Raw genomic sequence first — 18329 nt, 5'->3', positions numbered from 1 at the left:
TCCTATGCATAAACAAACACTTTCTTGCTTAAAGAAATAAGGCGTTTCATAAAAATCTTTTGCAAGAACCAATAAGGAGGAGCCCGGGATGAATTCCAAAACCATCTGGTTGAAGTCCGTCTATTTCCTCACCTGGGGATCCCTGTGTCTCATGCTGGCCGGTTTCGGATGGGCCATCCGTGAGATGGTGAAACCGCCTGAAAACAGCCATTCCCCTTCCGAAACGGCCTCCCTTTCTTCGGAACCAGGCAAAAAACTGCTGCTCGGCCTCGGCGACTCCTTGACCCGCGGAGTCGGTGACCACAGCGGACAAGGTTACTTCGGAATCATCCAAAAAAATTGGCGACACCATTATCCCGGTTCCCAATCCATCAATTTGAGCATCCGGGGACAAACTTCCCAACATTTGCGGGATCAATTAAAAAAAGCACACATCCGGGAATTTGTCAAAGAAGCGGATGCGCTGGTGATCACCATCGGCGGCAATGATTTGTTCCACGGAAGCGAAGACTTGGCAAAAACCGATCCCCAAGCCATTTTGGAAAGGAAAAACCATTTCCGGAACAATCTCGTGTCCATCTTGTCAGACATTCAGCGGTTGAATCCGGACGGTTCCGTTTATCTTCTCAGCCTCTACAATCCGTTTGCCGATTTAAAAGGGAATGAACTGACATTCAAAATCGTGGCGGACTGGAATGATACCCTGACGGCCACCGCCCGATCTTTTCCGCAAGTCACCGTCATTCCGGTGTATGATTTGTTTTGGAAACATCCAAAATCGTTTCTTTACAGTGATCATTTTCATCCAAACCAACAGGGATACAGACACATTGCCGACCGGTTGTGGCAAGTGATGACCCTTGAATCCCCGGAGGTGGGAAAATCCCATGCAGAACAAGCCGACTCATGAAACGGTGCTGTCGGTTCAAGGATTGGGCAAAGTTATCCGCGGCCGGCCCATTGTCCAAAATCTTTCCTTTGAAGTCCGTGCGGGAGAAATCTTCGGTTTTTTAGGCCCGAACGGCGCCGGAAAAACCACCACCATCCGCATGCTGGTCGGACTCGTCCGCCCGGGTGAAGGAAGCATCCATATTGCCGGCCATGACCTGAAAAAATCGTTTACCAAAGCCATTTCCCATGTCGGGTGTATCGTTGAAAATCCCGAATTATACCCATCTTTAACCGGGTATGAAAATCTGGAATTCTTCGCGCGCATGGCCGGTCTTCCAAAAAAACGGATTGATGAAGTAATCGAACAAGTGCGTTTGTCCGGACGGATTCACGATCCGGTCAAAACCTATTCGCTGGGCATGAAACAACGTCTGGGGATTGCCCAGGCGTTGTTAAACCGGCCAAAGTTGCTAATTCTGGACGAGCCGACCAACGGGCTCGACCCTGCCGGTATTCACGACTTGCGGTCTTTCATCCGGCGGCTTGCCCGTGAAGAAGGGATCGGCGTGTTTCTATCCAGCCACATTTTGCATGAAATCCAAGCCCTCTGTGACCGGGTGGCCATTATCCAAAACGGCCAATTCATCTATACCGGTCCGGTCCATCCCCCCGCCGGCGACCTTGAACGGGTGGAATGGAAAGTGACTCCTTGTAACCAAGGGATGCATTGTTTGCAACAACTCCCCTATGTTACAAACATCAGGAAAAAACCCGGCTCCCGTTTGTCGGTGGAGATGCCTGCCGGGAAAATCAGCGAAACCAACCAATATTTATTAAATCACCAGATTCAGGTGTGGGAAATCACGCCCCGAAAACAAACCTTGGAGGATCTTTACATGAACCTGACAAAGGGGGATGCTCCTTGAACCGTTTGATTTACAATGAAGTCCTGAAAATGATAAAAAACAAACGGATTTTGGTGATATTGCTGATTTTGTTTATTTTAATCCCTCTTTTCACTTACGCGCAATACCGAAATACAGCGGAACAAATCAAACAATCGGGAACTGACGACTGGCGCTTGTTATTGCAGCAACAAATCGTGGATCAGCAAAACCGCCTGGCATCCAGCAGAATTCCGGAAGAGTGGAAAACATGGGCCAAAATCAATATTGAACAGCAACAATATTACTTGGAACACAACATCAATCCGGCAGCACCGGGCGCTCCCACATTCCTCAGAAAATTCATCGAACAGTCATCTTCCCTGTTCCTGCCGTTATTGGTGGTCGTATTGGCTTCCGACATCGTTTCCGGGGAATATACGCGGGGAACCATCAAGCTGCTTTTAACCCGGCCGGTGCCGCGGTGGAAAATTTTACTCAGCAAATATATTGCGCTGTTGCTGGGCATTTCGCTTTTGCTGCTTTTGACGGCGGTCACCGGATACGCCATCTCCGGCATCGCCTTTGGTTACCGGGGATGGTCCCTGCCGGTTTTAACCGGTTTTCAAATCCAGGGGGATCAGCTGTTGACCGGACATGTCCGTCTCATCCCGCAATGGAAATACATTTTTATGGCTTTCGGGCTCGTTTGGTTTTCAAGCATCGTGGTTGGTACCCTTTCGTTTATGGTTTCCGTTTTGGTAAGAAGCACGGCGGCCGGCATCGGCATTTTGTTGGCCGCCATCATCTCCGGCAACCTGCTGATGCAAATGGCTCCGTCGTGGAAGATCCTCAAATACTTTGCATTCACGCATTTAAGCCTGACGGATTATTTGGCCGGAAAACCGATAATGATGGAAGACATGAGTTTCCCTTTTTCCCTGTTCATTTTAAGCATCTGGGCTTTGGCCGCTTTGTGCATTTCATGGATCACCTTTGTACGGAAAGACATTTTATCTTGAAAAAGCAAAGCCATGCTCTTTTGAGCATGGCCAAAGGGAAGATTAACCCACGACTCCGAATTTTTTGTTTTCGTAGACAGGAACCCCTTCCTGGCGGGCATATTGCGCAAACTCTTCTTTTAATTCTTTCGTCACCTTTCCAGGAACCCCATCCCCGATGGTTCGTCCGTCCACTTTCACAACCCCGATGACTTCGGCGGCCGTTCCGGTCAGGAACACTTCATCCGCCACATACACATCATGTCTGGTAAACGGCTGTTCTTTGACCTCATACCCTTTTTGCCGGGCCAAATCCATTATGGTGGCGCGGGTGATCCCTTCAAGCGCCCCGATATAACTGGGCGGTGTATATAAGACGTTGTTTTTGACGATGAAAATGTTGTCACCGGACCCTTCCGCGACATATCCTTCGGAATTCAGCATCAAAGCTTCGGAAACCCCGGCCAAATTCGCCTCGATTTTCACCAGGATGTTATTGAGGTAATTGAGCGATTTGATCTTGGGATCCAGGGCATCGGGAATGTTTCGCCTTGTGGGAACAGTGATGATGGAAATTCCCTTTTCATAAAATTCATTGGGAAATAACCGGACTTGGTCCGCGATAATGATGACGCTTGATTGGGAGCATTTTTTCGGGTCGAGTCCCAAATCCCCCACTCCCCGTGACACCACCAAACGGATATAAGCATCTTGAAGCCGGTTCCGGCGCACGGTGTCACAAACCAAGCGGCTCATTTCTTCCTTCGAATATGGAATCGTCAACAAAATGGATTTGGCTGAATCATATAAACGGTCAATATGTTCTTTCAACTTGAAAACTTTTCCGTCATAAGCGCGAATTCCCTCAAAAACACCGTCACCATACAAAAAACCGTGATCAAAAACGGAAATGAATGCTTCTTCTTTTCGCTTGTATTCCCCATTCATGAAAATCCATCGTTCAGTCCCCGTCAAAATAAACACTCCTTATGGAATGGATGTTATGATAAAAAGCCCCTCAGAGGCAAATTCCAATCCTTGCGAATCAGAACCTGCCGCTGGAGGCTTTTATCCCCACGGTGTACACCGGTTGGTGTTGGTGCCGCTCGGTCCAGACTTCTTCAACCGAAGAACGGAACCCTAGGCACCCTTCTGATTAAACTGAAAATTCATTATCGATAAATTTTCAATCATTATACCCCGCCGGTTTGCAGATGTCAAACAATTTCTCAGCTTCTCTGCTGGATCGCTAATGTTTTTCCGACTTCTTTGAAAAAACAAGGGAACGAACCCAGAACACGAACCTGGCATCCCAACGCTTCAATCTCTTTGATGGCACCCTGCATCAAGACATGTTCAACCGGCAACTCGGCATCGATCCAAAAGAAGTAATTACCCAGCCCCGTTTTAGTCGGCCTGGACTCAATATGCGTCAAATTCACCTTGCGCCAGGAAAAAGCCGCCAACACCTGATACAGCGCCCCCGGATAGTCGGAAGGCAAAATGACCTGCAAGCTGGTTTTGCGGGTGTCGGAGTCCGGGAACGAAGAGGAATCTTCGCGGCTGACGACAAAAAAACGGGTGAAATTGTTCGGATGATCTTCCGCATGTTCCTGGATGATTTGCAGTCCGTACTCTTTGGCGGCAGCTTCCGGACCGACGGCAAGCCACGGTTCCCCGGGATGCCCCGCAACCATTTCCGCCGCTTGCGCCGTGCTTTCCATCATCTTGTACTCGGCACAAGGATACCGTTTTCTGAGGTTTAACTCGCATTGGGCTATTCCCTGCGGATGGGAATAAATGCGCTGGATCTGATGCGGATCCCGGTGGATGACAGACGGATGCCCCATGATGCATTGGGCAATCGGATAAACCAATTCGGCGCAAACCGGCAGATCCACATGGTGAATCAACCAATCCAGTGTGGAATTCACCGATCCTTCAATGGTATTCTCAATCGGAACGACAGCACACCGGGTTTCTTTTTCCTGAGTGGCATTCAAGCAATCGGGAATCGAAGCATAAGGAATAAATTGAACGTCTTCTTCATGCGCGAACAAAGCTTTTGCAGCCATATAACTAAACGTTCCGACAGGTCCAAGATAGGCAACACGTTTATCCATGCACAAACTCCTTATATTTTTCAAATGAATTTACTATGTTTTTCTGTGGCTGTCAACTCCACTGCCGCCCCTTTCTCAGCCGGAAACATCTTTTCCATCCGGACCGGCACGTTTAGCTCATAAAACAACCGGCGGAAAAACCGTTCCAGCTCCATCCAGTCATTCACAAAAGCCACCATGGTCGGCCCCGCCCCGCTCAAAGCAATCCCGTAAGCACCATGGGCAGTCGCTTCGTTTAAACTTTCTTTCAAACCGGGAATCAACGTTTCACGGTAGGGCTGATGAAAAGCATCCTGCATGGCCGTTTTCAGCAAGTCCCATTGTTTCAAAAACAAAGCCGCCACCAGCAAATTGGCCCGGCTGCTTGCCAACACCGCATCATCCCGCGGATACTGATCCGGCAGCGCCCGGCGGGCCGTTTGGGTCAACAGGGATTGTTCCGGAATGACCGTCATCACCGGCATATCTGGCGGTTCGCACGCCACCGCTTCCACCTGCCGGCCATCCCAGGAGGCAATCACCACCCCTCCGAAAAGGGAAGCCCCGACATTATCCGGATGCCCTTCCAACAGCGTGGCTCTTCTCAACAACTCTTTGCGGCTCCAGTTCATGCCAAGCAGGTGATCGGCCGCCATGAGGCCGGCCACAATCGCCGCCGCACTGCTTCCCAACCCTCTGGCCACCGGAATGTCATTTTCAATATGCAACTTAAAAGGCGGGAGAAAGACACCCTGTTCCCGGGAGACATCCCGGATGACACGGACAATCAGGTTATCCTCATCCCGGGAAACTTGACCGGCATGCTTTCCCCCGACCGTGATCTCCCAACAGGAGGACGGTTCAAAATAAAGCGTCAGATAACAATTCAGAGCCATCCCGATCGAATCAAAGCCCGGACCCAGATTGGCCGAGCTGCCCGGAACTTTCACCCGAAACGGCGAGAAGCTCATAACGGAAAACTCCCTGATTTTTGTTTTTCAAACAGACAATCCAAAATCGCTTCCTTTTCACAGGCGATGACTCGCGGCTTTACTTGAACCGTGTCCAAGGCGATGTGCGGATCCTTGAGGCCGTTACCCGTCAACACGCACACGACTGTTTTTGGTTTCCCTTTTCCAGAACGAAGCATTTTCATCACGCCGGCCACGGAAGCGGCAGATGCCGGCTCGCAAAACACACCTTCCTTTTTGGCGATCTCTTGATAGGCAAACAACATTTCACGGTCTGTGACAGACGAAATCAACCCTTTGGATTCATCTGCTGCCTGAACCGCCTGTTTCCAACTGGCCGGGTTTCCGATCCGGATTGCGGTCGCCACCGTTTCCGGCTCGGCAACCGGCTCCCCGCGGACAATGGCGGCTGCCCCCTCCGCTTCAAACCCCCACATTTTCGGGAGGGTTTGGATGATTCCTTTTTGGTGATACTCTTTGAAACCTTTCCAATACGCCGTGATATTGCCGGCATTTCCGACTGGAATCGCCAACACATCCGGGGCTTCCCCCAACTGTTCGGCAATTTCAAACGCCGCGGTTTTTTGCCCTTCGATCCGGTACGGATTGACGGAATTGACCAAGGTGACAGGATGAGTTTCCGTGATGTCACGCACCACCTTCAGCGCTTGGTCAAAATTTCCCTTTACGGACAAAACCGTGGCCCCATACATGACTGCCTGCGAAAGTTTGCCCATAGCCACATACCCGTCCGGCACCACCACAAAGCATTGAATTCCCATTTTGGCGGCATAGGCTGCGGCCGATGCGGCCGTGTTTCCCGTCGATGCACAAATCACAGCCCGGCTTCCCTCTTCTTTTGCTTTGGCAATGGCCAAAACCATACCGCGGTCTTTGAAGGAACCGGTCGGATTTGCACCTTCAAATTTCAAATACAACCGGACGCCCCATTCCCTGGATAAGGTTTCTGCATAATAAAGCGGGGTCTCTCCTTCGTACAAGGTCAACTTTGGCGTCTCCGGGGTGATCGGCAGATCCTCTCTGTACTTTTCCAAAATTCCTGTTCTCATCTTTCTTCTCTCCTCACTCTCTCTTACTCTCCTGAGCCGACAACGGCGGCCCGCCGCACACCATCCAAACGGGAAAGCCCGTGCAAAACAGTTTGGATATCGGCTTCCATCTGCGTGGTATCCACAGACATTGACACCGTGGCTTCCCCTTGCAAGGGAATGGTCTGGTTGATGGTCAGGACACTGGTATTCATCCCGGCCATGTATTGGAGCACTTGGGATAAAACCCCTGCCCGGTGTTCCAGCGTCAGGGCAATGGTGACAATTTTCTCTTTCACCATCGCATTAAACGGAAAAACACTGTTTTTATATTTGTAGAACGAGCTGCGGCTCAAGCCCACTCTTTCCACTGCTTCCTGCACCTTGGTCACTTCTTTGGTTTCAAGCAATTTTTTCACTTCCAACGTTTTCTGAATCGCTTCAGGAAGCATATCCACACGAACCAATGCAAATATATCTTCTGACATACCCAACTGTCCCCCATTAAAAAACAAATGTTTTCTATATACGGACATTTTAATCTTTGACAGCGTTTTCAAGCAAGCTTTTTTCATATTTTTTTTCGTGTTATGATAAAATCTGCAATCATTTGCAACAAAAAGGAGCGATTGGTCAATGATTTCAGTACTGTTTGTCTGCCTGGGCAACATTTGCCGTTCCCCCATGGCTGAGGCCGTGTTCCGCCATCTGGTCAAAGAGGAAGGGCTGGAGCAGGAAATTCAAACAGACTCAGCCGGCACCGGGGACTGGCATACCGGAGAGCCCCCGCACCATGGAACGCAAAAAAAATTAACCGAAGCCGGCATCTCCTTTGACGGCATCACCGCGCGTCAAGTAAAGCGGGACGATTTTTCCGCTTTCACCTATATTATCGGAATGGATAACAACAATGTCCGTGATTTGAAGCGTTTGGCCCCGGACCCGGATCACAAAATTTACCGGTTTGTCGATTTTATTCCCGGGACTTCTTACACCGAAGTGCCTGATCCGTGGTACACGGGCAATTTTCAAGAAACGTATGATTTGGTCAGCGAAGGATGTAAAAATTTACTTGATTTCATCAAAAAGGAACATAACCTTCACTAAATTTTCGGGAAACTGTTCCGGTTTCCCTTTCATATTCCATCCAATCCTGCTTATACTAAATAGAGCAAGGTGGTGATGAAATGCAACACCTCTGGAAAACAAAAATTTTCTCCATCCTCTTACTCGCTTGTTTTTCCGTCGGCTTTTCATTCCCGGTCGAACATTCTCTGACATTAACCCCGGACCAGTCCCAACCCTCATCCTGGACCGAATGGTTTCATCTTGACAAAGGAACCATGACCATGGAAATTCAAAATGACGGTCCTTCTCCGGTCTATTACTATGTATTTACCTACTGTGACCATTTGGAATGTCCGACCATCGCCGAGGGAAAAGTCCCGCCGGGCACAAAGAAAATACAAAAAATTGTGCATGATGAAGGAAAATTCATGTTCAAACTGGATCAAGCCCCGGATGAAAACGCCCGTTATTCCCATGCCACCGGGACCATCCGTCAATAAAAAAGCAACCGGATCCCCGGTTGCTTTTTTAATAATCCACGGCATCATTCAATTCAAATTCCATGTCCCCGATCCGTACCGTATCTCCGTCTTTTGCCCCGCGTTTGCGGAGCGCTTCTTCCACTCCCATGTTCCGGATGATTTTTGCAAAGCGCATGATGCTGTCATGATAGGAAAAATTCGTCCGTTGAACCAACGCTTGAATCCGCTCGCCTTCCACCACGTAAACTTCATTTTCTTTGCGAATGGTAAATGCCGGGTCGTCCTCTTCTTTGTTCCGGTAGACCTTCCGCCGTGCAGGCAACTCCATCGGTTCCCCGGGAGCCGGCATCTCTTTTTCCACTTTCTCCAACAATTGAACAACTGCATAAATCAAGTCTTTGACCCCTTTGCCGGTCGCTGCGGAAATCGGATAAACCGGCACCTCTTCTCCCACTTGCTCTTTAAACAACGCAAGGTTTTCTTCGGCGTCCGGCAAATCCATTTTGTTTGCCGCCACAATTTGCGGGCGCTTCTCCAATTCCTGGCGATATTGCTTCAACTCTTCGTTGATCTGCAAATAATCCTGATAAGGATCCCGTCCTTCGGATCCTGCCATATCAATGACATGGACGATCACCCGGGTCCGTTCCACATGGCGCAAAAATTGATGCCCCAAGCCGACGCCCTGATGGGCGCCTTCAATCAATCCGGGAAGGTCCGCCATCACAAAGCTCCGGCCGCTTTCGACATGAACCACTCCCAGGTTGGGAACGAGCGTTGTGAAGTGGTAGGCGGCCACTTTGGGTTTGGCTGCGGAAACAACGGATAACAACGTCGATTTTCCAACGCTCGGATACCCAACCAGACCGACATCCGCCAATAATTTCAATTCAAGCTCAATCCAACGTTCTTCACCCGGCTCCCCATTTTCGGCAATTTGCGGCGCCGGATTGACAGGGGTGGCAAACCGGATGTTTCCGCGGCCGCCACGGCCTCCACGGGCAACGACTGCTTTCTGGCCGCTTTCCGTCAGATCCGCGATCAATTCACCCGTATCGGCATCCCGAACCACCGTTCCCGGAGGAACTTTCACCACCAAATCTTCTGCATTGGCACCGTGTTGCGATTTGGAACGCCCGTTTTCTCCCCGTTTGGCCTTAAAATGCTTTTGGTACCGGAAGTCCATCAACGTCCGCAAGCCTTCATCCACGATAAAAACGACATCTCCGCCACGGCCTCCGTCTCCGCCTGCCGGACCGCCTTTGGGTACATACTTTTCCCGGCGGAATGCCACCATGCCGTTTCCACCATCCCCGCCTTTTACATATACCTTGACTTTATCCACAAACATTGCTTCGTCACCTTCCCAGTCCATTCGGCTTCAGTTGATAGGTCAACACGAATGCATTTTCCAGGTTTTGGATCGCGATCGATGGTTCCACCGTTTTCAAACGGTCTTCCAACACCGGCAACCATTCCCCGGAACAAAAAGAAGCCTCGTTTGAGCGGACCCCGACCCGCACCTGGTTATCCTCTTTTTCCAAAGAAAAAGAGACTCCGGAATACGCATCCGTTTGTTGATGCCTGTTTTCAATCATCGTTATCAACTGCTGCCAAATTTTCAAAAATTTCTTTTCTTCCTCCACTGATTCAAACCGGAACTGATCCGAAACATCCAAAGACAGCTCCCACTCTTTCAGGCGATGGCGCATGTCAAGCAAAGCAACCGCCAGCGGAGCATAAGACAGATTGGATATGATGCGCTCGTTTCGGGCTTGCTTCACCAGCCGGTTAAAATAATCTTTCATGGCCTCTTCTTTTTTCATCATCAAATATCCCATCAAAACCTGAATGTGATTCATCCATTCGTGGCGCAAATCGGACAGCATTTTTTTGATCCGGCCGGCTTCCCGGATTTCATTTTGTCGTTGCCCATAAAAGATCCCTCCCAAAAGAGCACACCATGAAGCGAGGAAAAAGAAAACATCCCCCGATTTTCCAAACGGATGCACAAGCCACCCGGTCATCACCAACATCAACGGAACAAACGGCTTACAGAGCAGAAACCCCCGCTTCAAAATAAACCTCTCCCATCTTATGTATATCCGAAATTTTGCTTTGCCATTTATTGTACAAGATTGCCCCTGAAAGAAAAACCCATAAATAAAAGGTAAGCACTTGCCCGACGACGAACAATGCTTACCTTTCATTAAACTGGTATTTGAAATTCAACCTTACGCACGTGCAGCGGCTGCTTCTTTTTCTGCAACCGGAATGATGCTCACGCGTTTTTTGTTGCGTCCCATACGCTCGAAGCGTACAATTCCGTCAGCTTTCGCAAACAAGGTGTCGTCTCCGCCACGGCCGACATTCAAGCCCGGGTAAATTTTGGTTCCGCGTTGACGAACCAAAATGTTTCCGGCCAATACGAATTGACCGTCGCCACGTTTTACACCCAGACGTTTAGAAATGCTGTCCCGACCGTTTTTTGTGGAACCCACACCTTTTTTCGAAGCAAAGCATTGCAGGTTAAGTTTCAGCATCATGTCCACCTCTTTCTGTTCATTATGATTTCCATTTACTTATTCTAACATAAGACGAATAGGCTTCCGCCACGTTTTCGAGTGAGACGACCATCGCTTCCAGCAACAAGCCGATTTTTTCACGAGTATCAGGATCTTTCACCTGATCCGGCAAGAAACAATCAATTTTCCCGTCCCCGTCATCATCACGATGAACCTGGACACCGAACATTTGTTCAATGGCATTCACCATGCCGATGGAAATGCCGGAAACAGCGGCACACACAATATCTTTTCCATACTCGCCGTAATCGGCATGCCCGGTAATCAACACCCGTTTTACACGGTTTTGGCCGTCACGCTTCACCCGAACCTGGATCATTGGGCTTCAATGCCGCTGATGACCACTTTGGTAAACGGTTGACGATGCCCTTTTTTCCGTTTGTAATTCTTTTTCGGTTTATATTTAAACACGGTGATTTTTTTCCCTTTTCCATGTTTCAATACTTTACCGGTTACTTTTGCACCTTCCACCAGAGGGGTTCCCACTTTGACTTGTTCACCGTCATTTACCAGCAAAACTTTATCAAAGGTGACGGTTTCCCCTTCTTGTGCATCCAGTTTTTCAATGTAGAGAACACTGTCTTTCTCCACGCGATATTGTTTGCCACCTGTTTCGATTACAGCGTACATTTCCAATCCTCCTCTTAAATAGAGACTCGCCACAGCAGGAAAGGCATCGAGCCTTTTGGAATCCCGTTGTGAGCGGTGATAACAACAACGCTTATCTTAGCACATTCCCATGGAAATTGTCAAAGTGTTTTCGCTTCCAACTCCACCCAATTTCATGACGCAAACCATTCCTTGATGGTGGTTTTGCCGTACGGGCAAGTCATGTAAGCATCGAGCAGCCATTCTTCGGGCAAAATGCTCACCAGTTCCCCGTTTTGATCCACCACCTCCAAAACATGGTATTTTTCTTTGCAGAGCTTCAAAATCACCTCGTTCAAGCGGGTGTCGGGTTCCATGCGCACCTTTTTGACCGGGCGGGACAAATCGGGATGATGGCGCCGAAAGAGGAGAAAACGGAAAAAATGGATATTTTTTTGCCTGAGCATCTGCAAATTGGAATAAAACAAAAAGATGCCAAGAATCAATAAGTGAACCAAAATCCCTTCGGGCGACCAAAAAAGGGCCAGCACGCACAAAGCAAGCGATCCGGCCATTCCCGTCCACAGGGTAAAGTGAAGGCAAAACCGGTACGGGAAAAAATAACTGAGCGTCGAAAGAAAAACACGCCCCCCGTCCAAAGGATAAACGGGCAACAGGTTAAAACCGGCGATCATGAGATTTCCCTGTATAAAATATTCCGTCCACTCTTTTGTCCACCATCCTTGACGGTAGAAAAACAAACTGATGAGGATCATCAGGATATGTTGAAACGGTCCGGCCAAAGCGACCGTCAGCTCTTCCCGGGCCGGCACCGTTCCCCATTCATCGGTTTTCACCACCCCGCCAAACGGCAACAACTCAATGGAATCCACCCTCCAGCCGAATGCACCGGCAGCCGCCGCATGGCCCAATTCATGAATCAGCACCAGCACAAACAAAGTCATAATCTCAATAAAATAGCCTGTCCATACCGCTGAACAGACAATGAGCCAAAACAGAGGATGAATGCGAACGGGCACCGGAACCATTCGCTTAATCAAATGGAATCACACCCGCCGGATTGATGAATTCTTTATTTTTCCGGATGGCAAAATAGAAAAAGGATTGATTCTCCATCTTTTTGACTGTACCAATCTCTTTTCCTTTTTGGACCCAGTCTTTTTCTTTTACTTTCATGTCTTCCAACCAGCCGTACCATGTTTCGGTCCCGTTGGCATGCTGAATAATGATGGTGTTGCCAAGTCCTTCTTTATACCCTGTAAATTGAACCCTTCCCTCTGCCGAAGCCACCACTTTAGCCGACTCCGGAGTGACAAGGACCACTCCTTTTCGTTTCTCATCAAACGGCAAGGCAATTTTCCCAGACACCGGGACGGTCCACTGCTCTTCCTTTTTTTCTTCATGGTTTCCCGAAAAGGCCGGCAACAATGCAGGGGATCCGGCGGCATATTTTTGATACCAGTCCAACACGGTTGCGAATTGAAATTCCTCTGTGAGCGACCGGGATATCCAATGTTTCACAGGAGCGGTCCGGGCTGACGGTACCGAATAAACCGCGGCGGTTGCCAAAAACAAAATCATCACAACGATCCACTGGTTCAAAAATGATTGGAGCGGTTTCCGTCTGTCTTTGGTTTCCTCCGGCTGTTTCACGGACGCCTGATACCACGGGACCGAACCGGATCCCAAGCGGTTTCCGGCAAGATTCCGTTCTCTGATCTTGTTCATCTGACGCCATTGTTGCTCCCGTCTTTTTCGGATTTGCCGAACCCACTCATGTTCACTGGCCATAGGTTATCACCCGTTTGTCCATTTTTCATCAATATATGTCCAACCCATCCGGAATATGAAAAAAGCAGACCGCCCCGGCCTGCTTCGTGTTTCTTCAAGCAAATCCCAACCATTTTTTCATTTTGGTAAACACGCCAATTTCTTTTTCCAAGACCATGAGGGGAACCATTTCTCCCTGAATCCGACGCGCGATATTCCGGTAAGCTTTTCCGGCCGGATTCCGATGGTCATAAACGATCGGTTCCCCCGTGTGTCCGGCCCGGATCACCTGCTCATCATCGGGAACCACCCCCAGAAGATCCACGGCCAGGACAGCCACGACTTCATCGACATCCATCATGCTTCCGTCCCTGGCCATTTGCTTGCGCAACCGGTTGACCACCAATTTCGGAGCCGACACTTCCTCTTTTTCCAACAAACCGATCACCCGGTCCGCATCCCGGATGGCCGCATTTTCGGGAGTGGTGACGACAATCGCTGCATCCGCACCGGATACGGCGTTTTTAAAACCGACATCAATACCTGCCGGGCAGTCTATGAACACATAATCAAATTGCTCTTTTAATTCGGCAATCAACCAACGCATTTGCTTTCTGGAAACGGCGGTTTTGTCCCTTGTTTGGGCGGCCGGCATCAAATAAAGCTCATCACAACGCTTGTCCTTGATCAAAGCCTGTTCAATCCGGCATTTCTTCTCCAACACGTCGATCAGGTCATAAATGATCCGGTTCTCCAACCCCATCAACACATCCAGATTCCGAAGACCAATATCTGCATCGACCAAACACACTTTTTTCCCGGACAAAGCAAGGGCGGTTCCAATATTGACCGAAGTCGTCGACTTTCCCACGCCCCCTTTGCCCGAGGTTACAAGAACGCTCTCTCCCAATGCTCACCCTCCAAACCATCTGTCATCTATAAAAAACGCCGTCTGGTTGTTTTCCACTCGAATTCCGGACGCAACTGCCCCAGAAGATGAATTTTCTCCACGGCAATTTGATGATCCGACAAATAAGCAAAGCGCATCCCCACTTCGGCCTCGTCCCAACGATCCGGCGGGCGGGAAATCACATCTGCAATCCGAAGCTGTGTGGGACGCAAAACCGATGCAACGATGATGGCATTTTCATCTCCTTCACATCCGGCATGGGCCAGCCCCCTCAACGCCCCCAATACGTAGATGCTTCCCGTGCATTGAATCGTTCCGCCCGGATTCACATCCCCCAGAAAAAGGAGATTTCCGCTATGTACCAACACCTGACCGGAACGCACCGTCCCCGATTTGACTTCAATCTCATCTTCTTCCCTTTGCAGATAATGCTTTCCTTCTGATTGGAATTCGTGAATAATCAAGTTTTTTCGTTTGGAGAACAATGCGCGTATTGACTTTTCTTCCGTCCGGGTAATCTGCCGCTCCCCCAGCTTGATGATGACTTTCATGTCGGGACCATCCCAAATATTTGCAGCTTGCGTGTTTTCCAGCTTATGTTTTAACTCTTCCAATACAGCTGAAAAGGGACGCGAATCATCGAGATAGAAGAGAAGGCCGTCTTTGGTGCCTTTGATCGTTACGCCCGGTTTTAACACTTTACCCATCTTGACGTCACCCGCCTCACTATTGATTTCGCTTTCTCCCTTTATTTTCCTTCCATCCGTGTCGCGCTTTACAGGCTTAACGCAAAATCGTGTCAAAGATAATGGAGCGATTCCGTTTTTTCTGATAGATCCAACGGATCGGCTGATGAATGAGATAGGCCAGCAACCAATTCAACAGGATGGACGGAACGATATGGAGCCAAAAGGCATAAGAAAAATCCATGTTTGTAAAACCAAACAACCAATACCAGCCATAGAGAATGATAAAATATGCGGATTGCCCCAAAAAGAAGGTGATCCCGGCGATCCATTGATACAATGAAAAAGCTCCGGACAACAGGTAAGTGCCGTAAGCGACAAGAGGGAACGTGAAAGCTTTGATCCCGATGGCCGGCCCGTAAACAATATCATGGAACAATCCGAAGATAAAACCAATCCATAAAACATAGCGGCGCGGCAAATAGAAAGAAATAGAAATCAAACCACTTACCACCAACGCCGGAATCATGACAAAAGTGCTCCCCCAAGATTGAGGGAGCAATAACTGCAATTTGGATCCTTCCAATATAAATAGGAAGGAGAGAAAAGCGACGAAGTATTTTTTCATCGATTTTCCCCTCCCGTTCCCGGTATGTTTTTATTTCTGAAGCTGATTTAATTGTAATTTCTCCGGATCTTTCACCACCATGACAAAATCCAGATTCTCAAACGATGCGGACGGTTTGACATAAACCACCTGTTCAACTTTTCCTTCACTCATTTTCACATCGTCGACGGTGCCGATCAAAATCCCTCCCGGATAAACATCCGATAACCGGGAAGTCACCACCATTTGTCCTTTCTCCGGCCGGGCGGTGACGGAGACTTTATTTAAAATCAAACATTTTCTCCGGGGATCATATCCTTCAACAATCCCCAACACTTCCTCCGAGCCGGTCTGGATCACCGCCGCAATCCCGGGGCCTCCTTCCGAATCCGTCAACAGCTGAATCTCGGCCATGTACTTCGTCACATTTTCCACCCGTCCGATCAATCCCTCGGAAGTGATGACCGGCATTTTGGGCTTGACACCGTCTTCCGTACCCCGGTTGATCACCAACCGGTTATTCCAACGGTCCGGATTGCGGTAAGCCACCCGGGCCGTAATGGTATCCATCGGATGTTCTTTTTTGTAGCCGAGAAGCTTTTTCAACTCCTCATTTTCCTTTTCCAGGTTTTGTGCTTGAACTTTTAATTTCATCATGGCGGTTTCGGGGCTTTCTTCCTCATGTCCCGCCGCGAGAAGGGGTTGAACCGGCAGGTGAATCAAGGATTGAATCCATCCAAAACCGTTGATGAACCAGCTTTCCGGTGCCGACAGCGTCCCTCTTTCCCCCCGTGTCACATTGACGGTCAGAAAGATTGCAACCACAAGGGCCATCACCATTAGAAACCGATTGGTACTGCGCCTCATCCATTTCACAACCCTTTAATAAAAACGTTTCCGAAACGACTCCAGATAGCCGGAATGATTTTTCGGATTCAACTTATCCAGATGCTCCAAAGAAGCACCCGTCCCGATCGCCACGCAATCCAGCGGGTTTTCCGCGATCATCACGGGCATGTGGGTCTCCTGATGCAAACATTCATCGATATTGCGGAGCAAAGCCCCTCCCCCGGTCAACATAATCCCGCGTTCCAATATATCGGCCGCAAGCTCCGGCGGGGTTTCTTCCAAAGTCAATTTCACGGCATTGATAATCTCTCTGACCGTTTCGGACAAAGCTTCCGCAATTTCTCTTGAAGTGATGGAAATTTTTCTGGGAAGCCCGGTGATCAAATCCCTTCCTTTGATTTCCCGTTCTTCCTTGCCCGAATCATCATCACTCGGAATCGCCGAGCCAATCTCCAATTTCAGCATCTCCGCCGTCCGCTCGCCGATCAACAAGTTATGCTTCCGACGGATATATTGGATGATCGCTTCATCCATTTTATCGCCGGCCACCCGCAACGACTGGCACGTCACGATTCCCCCGAGGGAAATGACCGCCACTTCGGTGGTGCCGCCGCCGATATCCACCACCATGCTCCCGGTCGGCTCCCAAACGGGTAGGCCGGCCCCAATGGCTGCGGCAAAAGGTTCTTCAATCGTGTAAGCCTCTTTGGCTCCGGCCCGCGTCGATGCTTGTTCCACCGCCCGCTTTTCAACGGGGGTCACCCCTGACGGAATGCAGACCATCACGTTGGGCTTACGGGGAATGATCATTTTTTGATCCATCGCTTTTTTGATAAAATACTCCATCATGGTTGCCGTGGTGGTGTAATCCGCAATCACACCATCTTTCATCGGGCGGATCGCAACAATGTTACCGGGGGTGCGCCCGATCATGAGCTTGGCTGCATTCCCCACCGCTTTGATCTCACCGGTTCCCGACTCCATGGCCACCACGGACGGTTCCCGGACCACGATCCCTTCCCCTTTGACGTATACCAGGGTGTTGGCCGTCCCCAAATCAATTCCCAAATCTTTGACAAAACCGCCAAACATAAAGTTCCTCCTCCCCATGATCCCTTATCTCGTTCATTGCCGGTCATTCCTCCGGAATCATGCCGTGCTCACGCATGCTCATATACAGTTGATCCCCGATAATCAGGTGATCCAGAATTTCAATCCCCAATAATTTCCCGGCTTCCACCAACCTCTCCGTCACTTCGAGGTCTTCCGGGCTGGGGGTCGGGTCCCCGCTGGGATGATTATGTACGCAAACGATTGCCGCAGCACTGAAACGGATCGCTTCATGGAAGATCTCCCGGGGATGAACAACAGAGGCGTTTAAACTCCCTTTAAAAATGCATTGTTTTCCGATGACTTGATACTTGGTGTTTAAAAAAAGGCAAACGAAATGCTCCTGTTTCAGAAAACGAAGCTCTTCCATGACATAGCGGGCAGCATCTTGCGGGGAATGAATGGCATACCGTTCCTCGGGCAGCAATCTTGAAATCCGTTGCCCGAGTTCAACCCCTGCCATGATTTGTACGGCTTTGGCAGGGCCGATGCCATGAATTTGCATCAATTCTTGGAGTGAGATTTGCGTGAGGGCTTTCAAACCCCCCGTTTTGCTCAACACGCGTTGCGCCAGCACCATGACCGATTCTCCCGTGCTTCCCGTCCGGAGCAAAAGTGCCAACAACTCCGCATTGGACAACTTCTCCGGCCCGAAGCGCAACATCCGCTCACGGGGTCTTTCTTCCTCCGGAACATCTTTTAACATCGGCAATGAATTTTTCGGTTCCTTCATCATCCATCCTCCTCTGCCGGCC

23 protein-coding genes and 1 other annotated feature are annotated in these 18329 nt (G+C 49.4%); of the genes, 5 read left to right on the top strand and 18 right to left on the bottom strand.

The annotated features are described in order from the left end of the window. Window positions 1-88: 88 nt before the first annotated feature. Genes I8U21_RS09405 through I8U21_RS09395 form a run of 3 tightly spaced genes read left to right on the top strand, consistent with a single transcriptional unit; the run spans window position 89 to window position 2797 of the window. Entirely contained in the window at window positions 89-910 is an 822-nt protein-coding gene (locus tag I8U21_RS09405) for a GDSL-type esterase/lipase family protein (RefSeq protein WP_181731753.1), read from the top strand. Continuing rightward, window positions 888-1817, top strand: a complete 930-nt coding sequence (locus I8U21_RS09400) for an ABC transporter ATP-binding protein (RefSeq protein WP_181731754.1) — start codon at window positions 888-890, stop codon at window positions 1815-1817. The genes I8U21_RS09405 and I8U21_RS09400 overlap by 23 nt, the downstream gene beginning before the upstream one ends. Next, complete coding sequence (locus tag I8U21_RS09395; RefSeq protein WP_181731755.1) at window positions 1814-2797, top strand: ABC transporter permease subunit; 984 nt, start codon at window positions 1814-1816, stop codon at window positions 2795-2797. Before I8U21_RS09400 ends, I8U21_RS09395 begins: the two co-directional genes overlap by 4 nt. Before the next feature lie 42 nt (window positions 2798-2839). Here I8U21_RS09395 and ilvE read toward each other — a convergent pair whose 3' ends face one another. The 5 genes from ilvE to I8U21_RS09370 all read right to left on the bottom strand — a co-directional run bounded on the left by ilvE (window position 2840) and on the right by I8U21_RS09370 (window position 7386). Then, window positions 2840-3751 (bottom strand): branched-chain-amino-acid transaminase, encoded by a 912-nt coding sequence (gene ilvE / locus I8U21_RS09390; protein ID WP_255516959.1) that lies wholly within the window; start codon window positions 3749-3751, stop codon window positions 2840-2842. A gap of 254 nt (window positions 3752-4005) precedes the next feature. Next, entirely contained in the window at window positions 4006-4899 is an 894-nt protein-coding gene (gene pheA / locus I8U21_RS09385) for a prephenate dehydratase (RefSeq protein ID WP_181731756.1), read from the bottom strand. 20 nt (window positions 4900-4919) lie between these two features. Further along, complete coding sequence (thrB, locus tag I8U21_RS09380; RefSeq protein ID WP_181731757.1) at window positions 4920-5849, bottom strand: homoserine kinase; 930 nt, start codon at window positions 5847-5849, stop codon at window positions 4920-4922. Then, window positions 5846-6919: a threonine synthase gene (gene thrC, locus I8U21_RS09375; protein ID WP_181731758.1), complete on the bottom strand. Its 1074-nt coding sequence runs from the start codon at window positions 6917-6919 to the stop codon at window positions 5846-5848. Before thrC ends, thrB begins: the two co-directional genes overlap by 4 nt. Before the next feature lie 23 nt (window positions 6920-6942). Next, on the bottom strand, window positions 6943-7386 hold the full coding sequence (locus tag I8U21_RS09370; protein WP_181731759.1) for an ACT domain-containing protein: 444 nt from the start codon (window positions 7384-7386) through the stop codon (window positions 6943-6945). Window positions 7387-7534: 148 nt separating this feature from the next. Between I8U21_RS09370 and I8U21_RS09365 the strand changes: the two genes are divergently transcribed. After that, window positions 7535-8005, top strand: coding sequence for a low molecular weight protein-tyrosine-phosphatase (locus I8U21_RS09365; RefSeq protein WP_181731760.1), 471 nt, complete (start codon window positions 7535-7537; stop codon window positions 8003-8005). A gap of 80 nt (window positions 8006-8085) precedes the next feature. Beyond that, complete coding sequence (locus I8U21_RS09360; protein ID WP_181731761.1) at window positions 8086-8466, top strand: hypothetical protein; 381 nt, start codon at window positions 8086-8088, stop codon at window positions 8464-8466. Window positions 8467-8494: 28 nt separating this feature from the next. On the opposite strand, the gene obgE is transcribed toward I8U21_RS09360, so the two are convergent. The 13 genes from obgE to radC all read right to left on the bottom strand — a co-directional run bounded on the left by obgE (window position 8495) and on the right by radC (window position 18307). After that, complete coding sequence (gene obgE / locus I8U21_RS09355; protein WP_181731762.1) at window positions 8495-9799, bottom strand: GTPase ObgE; 1305 nt, start codon at window positions 9797-9799, stop codon at window positions 8495-8497. Window positions 9800-9806: 7 nt separating this feature from the next. Next, complete coding sequence (locus I8U21_RS09350) at window positions 9807-10526, bottom strand: Spo0B domain-containing protein (protein WP_181731763.1); 720 nt, start codon at window positions 10524-10526, stop codon at window positions 9807-9809. 156 nt (window positions 10527-10682) lie between these two features. Continuing rightward, window positions 10683-10991, bottom strand: coding sequence for a 50S ribosomal protein L27 (gene rpmA, locus I8U21_RS09345; RefSeq protein WP_037993495.1), 309 nt, complete (start codon window positions 10989-10991; stop codon window positions 10683-10685). 22 nt (window positions 10992-11013) lie between these two features. After that, a complete protein-coding gene (locus I8U21_RS09340) occupies window positions 11014-11352 on the bottom strand; it encodes a ribosomal-processing cysteine protease Prp (RefSeq protein ID WP_198053796.1) in 339 nt (112 codons plus the stop codon). Next, entirely contained in the window at window positions 11349-11663 is a 315-nt protein-coding gene (rplU, locus tag I8U21_RS09335) for a 50S ribosomal protein L21 (protein ID WP_037993499.1), read from the bottom strand. Before rplU ends, I8U21_RS09340 begins: the two co-directional genes overlap by 4 nt. 12 nt (window positions 11664-11675) lie before the next feature. Then, window positions 11676-11747, bottom strand: a sequence feature (ribosomal protein L21 leader region). A 68-nt stretch (window positions 11748-11815) separates the two neighbouring features. Next, on the bottom strand, window positions 11816-12682 hold the full coding sequence (locus tag I8U21_RS09330) for a M50 family metallopeptidase (RefSeq protein WP_181731765.1): 867 nt from the start codon (window positions 12680-12682) through the stop codon (window positions 11816-11818). Beyond that, window positions 12675-13433, bottom strand: coding sequence for a M23 family metallopeptidase (locus I8U21_RS09325; protein ID WP_181731766.1), 759 nt, complete (start codon window positions 13431-13433; stop codon window positions 12675-12677). The genes I8U21_RS09330 and I8U21_RS09325 overlap by 8 nt, the downstream gene beginning before the upstream one ends. Before the next feature lie 94 nt (window positions 13434-13527). Next, window positions 13528-14322: a septum site-determining protein MinD gene (gene minD, locus I8U21_RS09320; protein WP_181731767.1), complete on the bottom strand. Its 795-nt coding sequence runs from the start codon at window positions 14320-14322 to the stop codon at window positions 13528-13530. A gap of 26 nt (window positions 14323-14348) precedes the next feature. Continuing rightward, window positions 14349-15029 (bottom strand): septum site-determining protein MinC, encoded by a 681-nt coding sequence (locus I8U21_RS09315; protein ID WP_181731768.1) that lies wholly within the window; start codon window positions 15027-15029, stop codon window positions 14349-14351. 76 nt (window positions 15030-15105) lie between these two features. Next, window positions 15106-15636, bottom strand: a complete 531-nt coding sequence (gene mreD / locus I8U21_RS09310) for a rod shape-determining protein MreD (RefSeq protein WP_181731769.1) — start codon at window positions 15634-15636, stop codon at window positions 15106-15108. Between the two features lie 30 nt (window positions 15637-15666). Next, window positions 15667-16482, bottom strand: coding sequence for a rod shape-determining protein MreC (mreC, locus tag I8U21_RS09305; RefSeq protein WP_181731770.1), 816 nt, complete (start codon window positions 16480-16482; stop codon window positions 15667-15669). 15 nt (window positions 16483-16497) lie between these two features. Then, window positions 16498-17556 carry a rod shape-determining protein gene (locus I8U21_RS09300; protein ID WP_181731771.1) on the bottom strand — a complete coding sequence of 353 codons (1059 nt, stop codon included), beginning with the start codon at window positions 17554-17556 and terminating at the stop codon, window positions 16498-16500. 43 nt (window positions 17557-17599) lie between these two features. Then, window positions 17600-18307, bottom strand: a complete 708-nt coding sequence (radC, locus tag I8U21_RS09295; protein ID WP_269747550.1) for a RadC family protein — start codon at window positions 18305-18307, stop codon at window positions 17600-17602. Between the last annotated feature and the right edge of the window lie 22 nt (window positions 18308-18329).

Origin of the sequence: Thermoactinomyces sp. CICC 23799 (genome assembly GCF_016055145.1) — a bacterium.
Lineage (GTDB): Bacteria > Bacillota > Bacilli > Thermoactinomycetales > Thermoactinomycetaceae > Thermoactinomyces > Thermoactinomyces intermedius.
Note: the sequence above shows the minus strand (reverse complement) of the source record. Positions and strands in the feature narration are given on the sequence as shown.